The following is a 14,112-nucleotide window of genomic DNA, read 5'->3' as shown; positions in this document are numbered from 1 at the left end:
GCCAGTGGGCGCGGGGTCAGAGCCCGGCCAGAAGTTCCTTGAGCGTCTGTTCGCGGGCGGCCCACATTGCTTTGACTTCGTCACGGCTCATGATGTGCATGGGCGAGCCGCCGGCCTGCATCTTCTTGGCCACGCGGGGGTTTGCGAACATCTCGGGCACGGTGGCGGCGAGTTGGTCGATCACCTCTTGCGGGGTGCCTTTGGGCACCATCACGCCGCGGAAATTGACCGAGGAATTATCGACGTCCAGTCCCTGCTCCTGCATGGTGGGCACGTCGGGCAGGAACTCCGAACGTGCGAGGTCCGCCACGCCCAGAATTCTGACGTTGCCGGCCTCCTGCGCGCGGAAGGCGTCGGACAGGTTATTGATGCCGCCCATAACCTCGCCGGCGATCACCGCCTTCATCGCAGCGGCGCCGCCGCCCTTGGTCGGGATATAGGCCATCTTGACGCCAGCGGCCTTTTCGATCTGCAGCGCGGCAATATGGTGGCCAACAAACAGCCCGGCGCCGGAGAAGGTCAGCTTGCCCGGGTTCTCCGTGGCATGGGCAACCACATCCGCCATTGAGGTGAAAGGACTGTCCGCGGCGACAACAAACACCGCCGGGTCGGCGCCCCAGTTGGCGATGGGTTCAAAGCTGTCAGAGGAATACTGCACGCCGCCCTTGATCGACTGGGCGATGAAGTGAGGCACGTTGTAGGCCGCCAGTGTGTAGCCATCCGGATCGGCCTGGGTGGCGAACCAGTTCCAGCCGACACGGCCGCCGGCGCCGGGCTTGTTGATGATGGCGATGGGCATCCCCAATGCATCCTCGTTGCCCGCGGTCATGGTCACGATCCGGGCCTGGAAATCAGTGGCACCGCCCGCGCCGTAAGAGACCATCATCATAATTGGGCGTTCCGGGTAATCCTCGGCCAGGGCAGCGCCGCCCAGGCCCATCAGCGCCATGGCTGCGCCTGCAATCAGTTTCTTCATTTTCTTCTTCTCCCTAATGATTTCGCTATTGTTTCCGGGCCGCGTTAAAACGGTCAGAACAGAATTTCACGTGGTGTGTAGACGCTCAGCAGCAGCGCAAAGAGCCCGTACATCACTGCAACAAAGCAGGCGGTGACCACTGCGCGCTTGACCCAGGTTTTACCTTCGGAATGCGGCGCGGGGTCATAAAGCGACAGCAGAATGAAAAAACCGATGGTGGTGGCGGTATAGAACCCCAGCGTCTTGGCAGCCCAGAAGACATAGATCAGCATCACCACCAGCCCCGGAACCATGTTCAGGAACATCGTGCGGGACATGCCCGAGCCGACCTTGCTGAGGCCGAGGACGGCTTTGCCAAAGGTCCAGCCGGCCAGCACCACAAACACCGAGGCGATCAGGCGCGGGAACAGGAAGGCTTCGGCAGGGGCTTGCGTGTAGCTGATCCAGGCAACCCAGATGCCTACAGCAAAGACCAGACCGGAGCCGAAAATGTGCTGAGAGCGGTTCATGCCTGCGCCTCCTCTTTGGTGGTGTAGCGGCGGCTGCGCAATTCCATCCAAGCCGAGTAGGCGACGGAGGCAACAACCACGGCGATCAGGAAAAGGTTCAGCCCGCCGGACAGGAAGTAGCTGGCCCGGCCCACTGTGGCATCGGCGATCATACCGCCCTGGATGAAGTTGGATTCCGCGATCGGACCCAGGATCAGACCCAGCACCAGCGGTGCGGCGGAGAAGCCGAAGCGTTCCAGGAAATACATGCCGATGCCAAGGCAGGCCATCACATAGACGTCGCCCATCGAGCTTTGCACGGAATAGGCACCGAACACCGACAGCGCCAGCACGATGGCGGCCATCACCGATTGCGGCACCTGGGCGACGCGGGCAGCAAGCCCCGCCACGTAAAGGCCGAAGAGGCACATCAGAACCTGGCCCACCAGCATCGAGTTGATGAAGGTCCAGGCCACATCGGGGTGATTGTCGAACAGATCGGACCCCGGAAAGATCCCGTGGATCAGCAGCCCGCCCAGCAGCACCGCGGCGGTGGGGCTGCCTGGGATCGACAGGGTCAGCAGCGGCACCAGCGACGGGCCGACCATGGCGTTATTGGCAGCTTCCGCGGCGATCACGCCCTCGCTGTGACCCTTGCCGAATTTCTCCTTCTCAGAGGAGAACTTCTTGGTCTGGTCATAGGCCACCAGTCCGGCGATCTGGCCGCCCACACCGGGGATCAGGCCAATGATCGAACCGGTGATGGTGCCGATGCCCAAGGCCAGGGGACGGCGGATCAGCTCCTTGGTGGCGTCCAGAACCGAGTGTTTTTGCACTTCGATCACCTCGGCACCTGATGTGCGGCGGCCCTTGGCGAACATGGTCAGCACCTGCGGGATGGCAAACAGGCCGATGAGGGCCGCGATGATATTGATGCCGCCGCCAAGCGACGGGTGGAAGATAAAGCGCTGGGCGCCCATGATATCGTCAAAGCCGATGGTTGCCAGCCACAGCCCGATGCAGCCCGACAGAAGGCCTTTGACAACCGAGGCGGAATCGAGCGAGCCGATCACCGTGACGCCCAGGATCGCCAGCCAGAAAAGATGCGAGGGGCCGAATGCCAGCGCCCATTCGGCCAGCAGCGGTGTCAGGAAGATCAGTAGCAGCACGCCGAAGATGCCGCCCACGGCAGAGGCGAGGAAGGACAGTTGCAGCGCCTTGGCGCCCTGGCCCTGCTTGGCCATCTGATGGCCGTCCAGGGTGGTGGCGATATTGGCCGGCGCGCCGGGGATCTTCAGCAGGATGGCGCTGACGGCGCCGCCTGCAACAGTGGAGGTATAGGCCGCCCCCAGCAGGATCAGACCCTGCACGGCCTCCAGATGGAAGGTGAAGGGGATCAGCAGTGCCACTGCCATTGTGGGGGAAAGCCCCGGGGTTGCCCCCAGGATCAGCCCGCCAATCGTGCCGCCCAGAAGCAACAGAAAGGACAGCGGCGAGAAGACGTCTCCGAAGTAAAATATGAAGTCCATTCAGGGCCTCCCAACCCGGCTGATCCCGTTTTCACGTTTCTTGACAATTCAGGTTAGGCCATGAAAATAGTATTGCAAACGTTTTCATAAACTGTCTCGCGGGAGGGGAAGTTTTGGCTTTAAAACAAAAGGGTAACGTTGATATCGTCGCGGTGGCCAAGGCTGCCAAAGTGTCTCCCTCCACGGTGTCGCGTACCTTTAATCACCCGGATCTGGTCAGCCCGGCGACTCGCAAAAAGATCAGCCGCGCAGTGCAGAAGCTTGGTTACATCCGCAACCGCGCGGCGCAGACGATGCACGGTAAGCGTTCAGCCACTATTGGCCTGGTTGTACCAACAATCAACCATGCGATTTTTGCCGAGGTGATCCAGGCGTTTTCGGATGCCATCGGCAAAGAGGGGTTCAGCCTGCTGCTGGCCTCGCACGGGTATGATCTGGAGCGCGAGTACGCGATGGTGCGCAAGTTTCTGGAACACCGGGTCGACGGGGTGGCGCTGATCGGGCTGGAGCATTCGCAGGCCACCGCCCGGCTGATCGCGCAGCAGAAAACCCCGGCGATGGCGATCTGGAACTATGCCGAGGATGCGGAACTGCCATGTGTCGGCGCCGACAACCGGCAGGCAGGCCGGATGGCAGCGGCGCATCTGCTGGAGCTTGGGCACCGCGATATCGGCCTGATCTTTCCTGACACCCGCGGCAATGACCGGGCGCGGCACCGGCTGTCGGCGGTGCTGGAAACCCTTGAAGCTGCAGGCATCACCGTGCCGCAGGACAGAAAATCCGAGGCGCCTTACAGTGTTGCGCAGGCCAAGCAGGCGGCCTTGGAGCTGCTTGCCGGCCCGTCCCGTCCAACGGCGCTGTTGTGCGGCAATGACGTGATAGCCCAGGGCGCGCTGTACGGGGCGCAAAAATGCGGGCTGAAGGTGCCAGAGGAGCTGTCGGTGATGGGGATCGGCGACTTCAAGGGCTCGGCTGATATTGAACCCGGCCTGTCAACGGTCCGGATCCCGGCTGAAACCATCGGAACGCTCGCAGGTGCGCAGTTCACCCGTTTTATCACATCGGATACGCCGGAACCTTTCAGGCTGTGCTGTGAGCTGGAGCAGATCATCCGGGGGACAACCGGGCCGGCCTAAGCAATTGCGCTAGCCGGGAAGATCGCAGGACAGGTCGCAGGATTGGATGAATGCACTGCATTCCGCGGTAAGCGTGGCAAAGCGGGAGCGGTCGCGCTGGTACAGATAGACCTCGCGCCTGTCCGGCAGGTCGGCAATCGGGCGGAAAGCCGTGGTTTCCGGCATGAAACGGGCGACGGTTTGCGGCAGAACCGTGACCCATTTCCCTGTGCGTACCATGGTGATCAGTGAATGGGTGTTGTGGATCGTCACATCCGCGCCGCTGCTGGCCTCGACAAAGCGCTCATTGCGGATCAGATCACACAGCGCATTGCGGACAAATCCAGCGCCGGTGACATCCGCAATGGAGGGTGGGCTGCCTTGCTGAAACAGCGGGTGCACGGCAGAGCAGACCAGTCCGAAACGGTCCTCGAACAGCGGCACTGCCTTGACCCCGTTCAGCGGATGATAGCCAGAGGCGATGCCGATATCCGCCTTGCCCTCGGCCAGCGCATCCAGCACCTGCTGGGTGTCGGTATCGCGCAATTCAACCTTAAGGCCGGGGTAGCGGGCGGTCATATGCTCCAGCACCGGCGGGAACACCAGCGCCGCGACCGACGGAACCGAGACGATGCGGATCAGCCCGTGAATGGCCTCAGCCGCCATTTCGATGCTTCGCACCGTCTGGTCGAACTGACGCACTTGTTTCTGGGCCAATTCAAAAACCTGCTCTCCCAAAGATGACAGCTGGTTCTTGCGCTCGCCTTCGAACAGCTTTTTGCCCAGATGGTCCTCCAACTGTTTGAGGGTCATGGAGACAGCGGACTGGGTCCGGCCCAGACGGTTGGCCGCCTCTGACAGGTTGCCGGTCTGTGACACCGTGCAAAAGGCACGCAGCATTTCGATTTTCAAAGCCATGACTTCAGAAATTCTGTAGTTACGTTCAGTTAATTGAGTTTGACTGATGCGGGTGCCGAAGTCCATCCTGCTGTAAATCTTAAAATCAGCATCTGGGGCTTCTCTGTGACCAAATTGAACCTGATTGCCGGCGAATGGCTGGCTGGCGAAAGCGAAATCGAAAACCGCAACCCTTCGGATCTGAGCGATCTGGTCGGCATGTTTGCCCAGGCCAGCGCCGATCAGCTGGAGGCGACGCTGGACCAGGCGCAAATCGCGCAAGCCGAGTGGGAAGCCTATGGCATGGAGCGCAAGCAGGCGGTGCTGATGAACATCGGCAACGAGCTGATGAGCCGCGCCGAAGAACTGGGCACGCTGCTGGCCCGCGAAGAAGGCAAGCCGTTTGCTGAAGGCAAGGGCGAAGTCTACCGCGCCGGTCAGTTTTTCACCTATTACGCAGCTGAGTGCCTGCGTCAGCTGGGCGAAAACGCCGATTCTGTACGTCCCGGCGTTGAAATCGACGTACGCCGCGAAGCGGTTGGCACCGTTGCCATCATCAGCCCCTGGAACTTCCCGACCGCAACCGCGTCGTGGAAGATTGCGCCGGCGCTGTGCTACGGCAACGCCGTGGTTTGGAAACCCGCCAACATCACCCCGGCATCGGCTGTTGCGCTGACTGAAATCATCCAGCGTCAGGATATCCCCAAGGGTCTGTTCTCGCTGGTCATGGGCTCGGGCCGCTCGATCGGTCAGCGCCTGGTGGAAAGCCCCAAGGTCAACGCCATTTCCTTCACTGGTTCGGTTCCGGTTGGCAAAGGCATCGCCTCGGCCGCGATCCAGAACCTGACCAAAGTGCAGATGGAGATGGGGTCCAAAAACGCGCTGGCGGTTATGGACGATGCAGATATTGATCTGGCTGTGACCCTCGCGCTTGGCGGTGCCTTTGGCAGCACCGGTCAGAAGTGCACCGCGTCGTCGCGTCTGGTTGTGCATGCTTCGGTTCACGATGAATTTGTCGAAAAACTGGTTGCCGGCGCCAGCGCCTACAAAGTCGGGCACGCCCTGGAAGAGGGGACGCAAATTGGCCCCGTTGTCAGCCAGCAGCAGCTGAACGAGAACCTGGCCTATGTCGATCTGGGCAAATCCGAAGGTGCCGAACTCGCCTGCGGCGGCCAGCGTCTGGAGATGCCGCACGAGGGCTATTACATGTCCCCCGGCGTTTTCCTGAACACCAACAACCAGATGCGCATCAACCGCGAGGAAATGTTCGCGCCGCTGACCAGCGTGATCAAGGTCGGCAGCTATGACGAAGCGCTGAGCGTGGTGAACGACACCAACTTCGGCCTGACCTCGGGCATCGTGACCCAGTCGCTGGCCCGCGCAACCCATTTCCGCCGCAACGCCCGCACCGGTGTTGTCACCGTCAACCTGCCGACCGCAGGCACTGACTACCACGTGCCGTTCGGCGGCCGCGGCGACAGCTCCTATGGCCCGCGCGAGCAGGGCAAGGCAGCGGCGGAGTTCTATACCACCGTCAAGACCGCCTACATCAGCGCCGGCAATCCGGTCTGATTATTGGACCCCTGGCAGCGCCGTGCAGCCGGCCTGCCAGTTTATGGACGCGTCCGTTCTGCCCATTGCGGGGCGGGCGCTTACTGCCCGCTCCAATGGGCCGGGCGATGGTTTTTTGAATTTCGAGGTGCTTGAATGACCGGATACCGTATCGATTGCCTGCAATATGCCAACTGGTCGGAGAAGATCTTCCGCCAGCTGCGCGAGGGCGGCGTGGACGCGATCCAAGTCACCATTGCCTATCACGAGAACTTCCGCGAAACGGTTCTGAACTTTGAGAAGTGGAACCGCTGGTTCGAACAGTATCCGGACCTGATCATGAAGGGGCAGTGGGCCTCTGACATCGACAAGGCGCGCGAAACCGGCCGCACCGCGGTATTCTTCGGTTTCCAGAACCCCTCGCCGATGGAAGACGACATTGGTCTGGTTGAGATTTTGCACACCCTGGGCGCACGGTTCATGCAGCTCACCTATAACAACCAGTCGCTACTGGCGACCGGCTGCTATGAGGCTGAGGATCCCGGCATCACCCGCATGGGCAAACAGGTGATCAAGGAGATGAACCGGGTTGGCCTGGTGGTCGATATGAGCCATTCGGCAGACCGTTCCACCATCGAGGCGGCTGAGCTGTCCACCCGCCCGATCGCCATCACCCATGCCAACCCGCATGAGTGGTCGCCGGCGCTACGGAACAAGAAGGACGATGTGATCCGTGCCGTAACCGGCCACGGCGGCATGCTGGGCTTTTCGGTCTATCCGCATCACCTGAAAGACAAGGGCGCCTGCACCCTGCAAAGCTTCTGCGAGATGGTTGCGCGCACCGCTGACAAATACGGGGTGGAACACCTCGGTATCGGCACCGACCTGTGCCAGGATCAGCCCGACAGCGTGGTTGAGTGGATGCGTGTCGGCCGCTGGAGCAAGGAAATCGATTACGGCGAAGGATCAGCCGCCGCTCCGGGCTTCCCGGAAATGCCAAGCTGGTTCAAGGACAACCGCGACTTTGGAAACATCGAAGAGGGCCTTCGCGCGACGGGCATGAACGATGATGAGGTCAGCGGCATCATGGGCGGGAACTGGCACCGGTTCTTTGCCGAAAACTTTGGCCCCAAAGGATAACCTAAATGGAAACAACCGCGCAGACATCAATATCACTACGGGACCCGGCGCAGGTCATGCGCCTTAGCCGTCTCGGTTCTTTGCACCAGTGCCGCCTCAGCTTTATGCGGATTCTGACACGGCGCATGGCCCGCGAAAACTGGAGCTTTTCGCGCCCCAGGTTTGATATTGATGAAAACGGGGTCGGCGTTGCGGTCTTTTCCGCAACCGGCCCTGCGCGGACTTATTCCCTGATCGCCTTTGCACATGATCTGCCGCCTGAAATGCGGTCGGACCGGGTGATTGCGACGGCCTGGGACGCCACCTTTGCCCTGTTCGACGGTGTCCCGACAGACGACGACATCGAACGCCTTTCGAACAATGTCCCTTATCAGGAAGCCGGCCGGGTCAGCGAACGCGAGATTTCGGTATCGCGCGCCAACCGGTCCGTGCGCCTGTGGGAACATGTGGTTTCCGCCTTGTCCGAAGGCCGCCAGCCGGATGCCGCCCAGCTTGACGCCGTCGGCTATCTGATGCGGACCACGGCTGTTTACGGATCAGGCAAACTGGGTGCGGCGGACCGCGAGATGATCGCAAAGCGCCCGGAATTCCAGGTTCCGTTCCAGGCCGAGATGCTGTCGGTTTTCCTGACCCGCTGGTTCGTGCGCGATCTGGTCCAGCATATGGCAGACCTGCGTGCCAAGGCGGCAGGCCGGACAGCAGCACAGCTGGACCCGGAACTGGCCCGTTCGCTTGGGATCGGCAATTCAACCGGACTGGGCATGGCGCCGTTCCTGCTGAACCATCCGGTTCTGTTCAACAACTGGATCGCCGCCCGCGAGGATGCAATCCGTATTGTCCGCAGTCTGGACAGCGCATCGGAGGACGAAATCGCCCTGTTCCTGCGGCTTTTGCAGCGCAGCAAAAAGAATGTTGACCTGTGGCAGTCCGAGCATGAGATCCAGGTGCGCAAACTGGCCGGGCTGCGGAACGACCTGGAACAGATCGACGCCTATCTGAGCACTCCGCAGGTGCTGAGCGGTCCCCAGCCATGGGATCAGATGCACCGCTGGGCCGAAGAAACACTGTCTCTGGAAGGCCAGGAATGGCTGGCCTCAATGATGCTGGAACCCTATGGCAGCCTGATTGACGAGTTGAGCGACGGCATGGCGGCAGACAACACGCCGACATTCCGGATTGCTGGAGCGATGACCATTGACGAACTGCGCGGGCTTCTGACGCGGATTTACGAATGGGCGATCGGTACAGACTGGCAGAAACGGGAAAACCGGGCCCGCGCCTGGTATGTTTCGGAAGAAAAGCTGGAACCGCGCCTGGGCGAACGGTTCGAGGAGCCGGTGGAGGAATACGAGCAGCCGCTGGCGCCTGGCCGGGATGCTGCGGCGCTGTTCAATGCGCTGGCGCATTGGCAGGGCGAGATCCGCGTTGCCGAGTTCCTGCTGCGCCATCCTGAATACCGCCATACAGTGCGCCGTGCGCAGATTGCAGGCCGCGCACCTTATGCCGAGATCCGGGACAACACGATTTCGCACGACGTTCTGCCGATTGACATGCTGCGTTGCAAACTCGCCTTCTTCGGTGCTACGCAGTTTGATCCCCGCTCTGACCGGTGGGTGCGGATCTGCATGTACGGCAATGCGCCCTATCCGCAGGAGCTTTCGCAGGAGAACGCCGAATTCTGGGTCTATCCCAGACTGGAAGAGGGGGCACTGGCATGAACCATTCCCTGAATGAAATCGAAGCAATGTGCAAACGCGCTGCCCGTGGCGCCGGTCTCCCCTGGGGATTGGCCGAGGAGGCTGCAAAAGGCACGCGCTGGCTCTCTTCTTTTGGCTTTCCGGGGGCGGAACTGCTGGCTGCGCTGCTGGAGATGAACGACCGTTTGCCGCCCGCAGATCTGGCGCCCTTGACACTGGCAGGGGTGTGGAGCGCCCCTTCGGGGCGGATGAGCCCGCTGATTGCCGGCGCCGCCTTAAGCGACTGCGCGGTGCAGCTGATGGATGCGGGCCGGATCGAAATGGAGCGTGTTTGCGTGCCGCTGCTGCTGGTTCCCTTTGCTGCAGGGGCTGCGTTGCGGCTGGAGACTCCGGTCGCTGTTGAATGGGCGGGTGTCTACCTTGCAACAGATGGCCGCCAGCTGTGCGCGCGGGGTGCTCCCGACGCCTACACAGCGATGCTTGCCGATAAGGTCGCTTTCACCACTCCGGCTGAAATGACCGACCGCCGGGAGCCGGTTTTGCGCGGCAGCGCACCGGCCGAGGCCTGGGACCGCCTTGGCGTTCTTGCCCACCGCACTTATGCGCCCGCCACCGAAGCCTCGCGATTGCGCGGCGCAGGTGCCGGGCTCTCCGACAACGACTGATAGAGGCGTCGCTATGACCGAAACCAAAACCCTGACCCTTGCCGAGATCGAGGATCTGTCCTTCCGCGCCCTGGTGGCGGCCGGCACGTCCGAGGCCAACGCCCGGCCGCTGGCTGTGGCCACCGCTGCAACCGAAGCGGATGGCGTCGCCAGCCACGGCCTGGCCTATATCCCGATCTATGCCGAGCATGTGCAATGCGGCAAGGTGGACGGGCAGGCGGTTCCGGTTCTGGCGCGCCCGCGTCCCGGCGTGGTGGCGGTGGATGCCGCCACCGGCTTTGCCCATTCTGCTATTGATATGGGTTTCGAGGCGCTGATCCCGGCTGCCCGCGAGCAGGGTGTCGCGGTTCTGGCGATCCGCAACAGCTATAATTGCGGCGTGCTGGGCTATCACACCGCGCGTCTGGCCCGTGCCGGCCTGGTGGGGCTGGGCTTTACCAATGCGCCTGCCTCCATCGCGCCTTCGGGCGGCAAGAAACCTGTTGTCGGGACCAATCCGTTTTCAATTGCGGTGCCGGGTGAGGACGGCGAGCCGGAACTGCTGATTGACCAAAGCGCCAGCACCATCGCGAAAAGCGAAGTGATGAAACACGCCCGCGAAGGCAAGGAGATCCCGCTGGGCTGGGCACTGGACGCTGATGGCAATCCGACCACCGATCCGGATGCGGGCCTCAAGGGCTCCATGGCGCCGTCGGGCGGCTACAAGGGGGTTGGTGTCGCGCTGCTGACCGAGATTATGGCCGCTGCGCTGACCGGTGCGACCCTCGGTATCAACGCCTCGCCGTTTTCCGGCACAGCAGGCGGGCCGCCTAAAACCGGCCAAATGTTCATCGCAATCGACCCGGTTGCCACCTCAAATGACAGTTTTCGATCCGGAATGGTCGGAATCGTAGAAGCAGTACGTGCGCAGACTGGCGCACATCTGCCGGGCGACGGGCGCCGCGGCAAGCGGATCAAGGCCCGGACAGATGGCGTCGCGGTCAGCGTAGCAACGCTGAACAGGATCAAAGCCCTGATGGGCTGACGCCAGACTCCGGCGGTTGCGCGAACCGCCGGAAAATCCGCACTTCGGTGCGGCACGTGCGAAACGGGAGGAAACGCATGTCAATTAAACAACCTTTCACCGATCTGGAGATTAAAACCTCCGACGGTGGCTTCTATAAGGGGCACAGCCTTGAGATCGCCTTGCTCAGCAAGGGGATCATGGTCGCTTTGGTTCTCTGGGCCTTGGTCTGGCCGGCCAACGCCACCGGCGTTCTGGGCAGCCTGAACTGGCGCATTCTGGAAGACTTCAACGCCTTCTACATCGTTATCGTCGGCTTCTTCGCCTTTTTCCTGTTTGTGGTCGCCGCATTGCCGCAAACCGGTAAGCGGATCATGGGGACGCCGGGACAAGGCAAGGAGTTCTCGGACTTCTCCTGGTTCTCGATGATGTTCGGCGCCGGCCTGGGCGTCGGCCTGATGGTTTTTGCTACTGCTGAGCCGCTTGGCCTTTGGGGTTCCAACCCGGAAGTGCTGGCGCAAAACGTGGTTCCGAACACCGAAGAAGCCATTCAGTCCGGCTTCCGCTACACGTTCCTGCATTACGGCTTCCACGCTTGGGCGATCTATGTGGTGACCGGCCTGTCGCTGGCCTACTACGCCTATACCCGTGATATGCCGCTGACCATCCGCACCGCGCTGACACCGCTGTTCGGCAAGCTGATGAACGGCATTGCGGGCCATGTGGTTGACGTGCTGGGCGTGGTTGCCACCATCCTGGGTGTGTCGGTGACCATCGGTTTCGGCGTGTCGCAGTTTGTTGACGGCGTCTATGCCATCACCGGCATGGAATGGATGATGGACATGAGCGGCGACGCGCCTGCACCGGGCACTGTTGGCCTGCTGTCAGGTCTCTTTGCCATCATGGGCCTGTCGATCATCTCGGCTGTGTCCGGCGTGGGCCGCGGCGTGAAGTATCTGTCGAACCTGAACCTGGTTCTGTCGCTCATCCTGCTGCTGACTTTCGTGGTCTTCGGCTCGTTCATGTTCGCAATGACCACCTATGCTTCGGCCTTCGTGGACTACATCCTGCACTTCGTTTCGCTGAGCTTCGGTCCTTACACCCCGCAGGCTGCAGCCGACTTCTCGGCAGCGCTGCCTGCTGAAGCGGCGCCTTATGCAGATGCGCTGCGTGGCGGGGCGACTAACGCCTGGGGCTCCTTCGACGGCTTCAAATCGGGTCTGGAAGGCGAAGCCGCTGCCCTGTCCGACGATGTACTGTCGGCAGCTTATGCTGCGGGTGAACCGCAGCGTCAGTTCGGCTGGCAGGCAGGCTGGACCACCTTCTACTGGGCCTGGTGGATTGCGTTCTCGCCTTTCGTCGGCCTGTTCCTGGCACGCATTTCCCGCGGCCGTTCGGTGCGTGAATTCATCATCGGCTGCGTGTTTGCACCGGCGATGGTCTGCTTTGCCTGGATGACAATCCTGGGCGGCACCGCAATCGATCTGGAACTGAACGGCGCGGCAGAAGGCGCCATCATCGGCGCGTCGAACACCGCCAAGCTGTTCGTGACCCTGCAAAGCATGATCGACGGCGGCCTGCTGTCGGGCATCACCATCATGTGCGTGGTGCTGATCATGACCTTCCTGGTCACCTCGGCGGACTCGGGCATCCTGGTGATGAACACCATCATGTCCGGCGGCGATCAGAACATCGGCAACAAGCATAAAATCGTTTGGGGCCTGATCCTGACAGCCGTGATCGGCACCCTCCTGTTCGCGGGCAAGCAGAACGGCGGAGCCGACCCGATGGAGGCGCTGAAAAGCGCGATGATCATCGGCGCGCTGCCCTTCACCATGGTCATGGGGCTGATGTGTGTGGCTTTGGCCAAGGCGCTGTTCCGTGACGGCCAGCGTGAAAAGGCTGGGGAAAGCGCACCTGCTGAATAAGCAACACCTCCGGGCTGCTATACCAAAGCGGCCCGGTAAACCGATCTGCCGCCCGTTCAGGCGGTAATAGGGCCGGCGGGAGAAATCCCTCCGGCCCTTTTCACGTCGGGCTGACTGGATCCTGGCTGGCGGCCTCCAGTTTGAACCACTTCAGCATCCGCTCCAGCGCGCTGCCGCAGGATTCGCGGTACTGCAGAAAGTAGCTGTGCGGCCTGTCCGACACCGAAGGCCCCAGCCGCAGCACCTCGCCGGCTGCCAGGGCCTGATCGGCAATCCCCGCCCAGCCCAGCCCAATGCCTTCGCCGCGCCGCACCGACTGCAGCAGGAACGGATAGGCGTCGAATTCCGCGGCGGTGCCGAATTGCGGCGCCTGCAGCCCTGCATGGGAAAACCAGCCATCCCAGGTCAGAAAGCCGGAGGTTCCGGTGTCAAAATGCAAAAACAGATCCGGCGCGAGTTGCGCAATGTTGCTCTTTGCCTCTGGGTAGGTCTCCAGAAAACCGGGGCTGCATATGGGGAAGGTTTCTGCCGGGATCAGCGGAAAATAAGGGCGGTCCGGCATCCGTGACGGATCCCAGACAACTGCTGCATCCAGGCGGCTAAGGTCGATGTCCCCCAGCTGATCTGTGGTCACGACCCGCACCCGCCTGCCGCCCAGAAAGGCCCTCAGATCCGAGTAACGCGGCATCAGCCATTGATCGGCAAAGCCGAAGGTGCAGGCGAGCGTCACCTCATCCGTGTCCGGTGCGGCCAGAACCTCGCTCCAGGCCTGATCAACATGGCCCAGTCCCAGCGCCACCGCATCGGCCAGCCGGGAGGCATTGGCAGTCGGGGTGATCCGGTTGTTGTTGCGCTCGAACAGCGGCTGCCGCAGGCGCTCCTCCAAAGTGGAGATATGGCGCGAGACCGCAGGCTGGCTGAGGCCCAGCTCCACCGCGGCGCGGGACAGGCTGGCATGGCGCACCGCCACTTCCAGCACCGATAGGGCATTCAGCGATCCGGCAGTGGGGCGTATTGAGCGTTCCATAGGAAATTGTTAGGGAGCGCATGCTTTTTTGGCCAGTGGATATTGCGGGGTCTGAAGATAATCTGTTGCGGATTGAACTTTGAACCGACAACAGGC

12 protein-coding genes are annotated in these 14,112 nt (G+C 61.7%); 7 read left to right on the top strand and 5 right to left on the bottom strand.

The window, feature by feature from the left end; genetic code table 11:
* Positions 1 to 16: 16 nt before the first annotated feature.
* From L1069_RS15445 to L1069_RS15435, 3 genes are read right to left on the bottom strand one after another with little or no spacing between them, the layout of a single operon-like run.
* On the bottom strand, positions 17 to 976 hold the full coding sequence (locus L1069_RS15445; RefSeq protein WP_237456253.1) for a tripartite tricarboxylate transporter substrate binding protein: 960 nt from the start codon (positions 974 to 976) through the stop codon (positions 17 to 19).
* 53 nt (positions 977 to 1,029) lie between these two features.
* On the bottom strand, positions 1,030 to 1,485 hold the full coding sequence (locus L1069_RS15440; protein ID WP_237456252.1) for a tripartite tricarboxylate transporter TctB family protein: 456 nt from the start codon (positions 1,483 to 1,485) through the stop codon (positions 1,030 to 1,032).
* Complete coding sequence (locus L1069_RS15435) at positions 1,482 to 2,993, bottom strand: tripartite tricarboxylate transporter permease (RefSeq protein WP_129370135.1); 1,512 nt, start codon at positions 2,991 to 2,993, stop codon at positions 1,482 to 1,484. Before L1069_RS15435 ends, L1069_RS15440 begins: the two co-directional genes overlap by 4 nt.
* A gap of 113 nt (positions 2,994 to 3,106) precedes the next feature.
* On the opposite strand from L1069_RS15435, the gene L1069_RS15430 reads away from it, so the two are divergent.
* Positions 3,107 to 4,129, top strand: coding sequence for a LacI family DNA-binding transcriptional regulator (locus L1069_RS15430; protein WP_237456251.1), 1,023 nt, complete (start codon positions 3,107 to 3,109; stop codon positions 4,127 to 4,129).
* Positions 4,130 to 4,138: 9 nt separating this feature from the next.
* Here the strand turns inward: L1069_RS15430 and L1069_RS15425 are convergent, their stop codons facing one another.
* Positions 4,139 to 5,026 (bottom strand): LysR family transcriptional regulator, encoded by an 888-nt coding sequence (locus tag L1069_RS15425; protein ID WP_237456250.1) that lies wholly within the window; start codon positions 5,024 to 5,026, stop codon positions 4,139 to 4,141.
* Between the two features lie 105 nt (positions 5,027 to 5,131).
* Between L1069_RS15425 and L1069_RS15420 the strand changes: the two genes are divergently transcribed.
* The 6 genes from L1069_RS15420 to L1069_RS15395 all read left to right on the top strand — a co-directional run bounded on the left by L1069_RS15420 (position 5,132) and on the right by L1069_RS15395 (position 12,989).
* Positions 5,132 to 6,577 (top strand): aldehyde dehydrogenase family protein, encoded by a 1,446-nt coding sequence (locus L1069_RS15420; RefSeq protein ID WP_129370138.1) that lies wholly within the window; start codon positions 5,132 to 5,134, stop codon positions 6,575 to 6,577.
* A gap of 135 nt (positions 6,578 to 6,712) precedes the next feature.
* The gene (locus L1069_RS15415; RefSeq protein WP_134830342.1) at positions 6,713 to 7,696 is read left to right on the top strand and encodes a membrane dipeptidase; all 984 of its coding nucleotides are present in this window, start codon (positions 6,713 to 6,715) and stop codon (positions 7,694 to 7,696) included.
* Positions 7,697 to 7,701: 5 nt separating this feature from the next.
* Positions 7,702 to 9,414 carry a hypothetical protein gene (locus tag L1069_RS15410; RefSeq protein ID WP_129370140.1) on the top strand — a complete coding sequence of 571 codons (1,713 nt, stop codon included), beginning with the start codon at positions 7,702 to 7,704 and terminating at the stop codon, positions 9,412 to 9,414.
* Positions 9,411 to 10,058 (top strand): DUF3726 domain-containing protein, encoded by a 648-nt coding sequence (locus L1069_RS15405; RefSeq protein WP_129370141.1) that lies wholly within the window; start codon positions 9,411 to 9,413, stop codon positions 10,056 to 10,058. The genes L1069_RS15410 and L1069_RS15405 overlap by 4 nt, the downstream gene beginning before the upstream one ends.
* A gap of 13 nt (positions 10,059 to 10,071) precedes the next feature.
* Positions 10,072 to 11,082, top strand: a complete 1,011-nt coding sequence (locus L1069_RS15400; RefSeq protein ID WP_237456249.1) for an Ldh family oxidoreductase — start codon at positions 10,072 to 10,074, stop codon at positions 11,080 to 11,082.
* A 77-nt stretch (positions 11,083 to 11,159) separates the two neighbouring features.
* Positions 11,160 to 12,989: a BCCT family transporter gene (locus tag L1069_RS15395; protein ID WP_237456248.1), complete on the top strand. Its 1,830-nt coding sequence runs from the start codon at positions 11,160 to 11,162 to the stop codon at positions 12,987 to 12,989.
* A gap of 100 nt (positions 12,990 to 13,089) precedes the next feature.
* Here L1069_RS15395 and L1069_RS24180 read toward each other — a convergent pair whose 3' ends face one another.
* Positions 13,090 to 14,016: a LysR family transcriptional regulator gene (locus tag L1069_RS24180; RefSeq protein WP_275423081.1), complete on the bottom strand. Its 927-nt coding sequence runs from the start codon at positions 14,014 to 14,016 to the stop codon at positions 13,090 to 13,092.
* Positions 14,017 to 14,112: the final 96 nt, after the last annotated feature.

The sequence above is a fragment of the Leisingera sp. MMG026 genome (assembly GCF_021654205.1).
GTDB lineage: Bacteria > Pseudomonadota > Alphaproteobacteria > Rhodobacterales > Rhodobacteraceae > Leisingera.
This window is presented reverse-complemented; position numbering and strand designations above follow the sequence as displayed.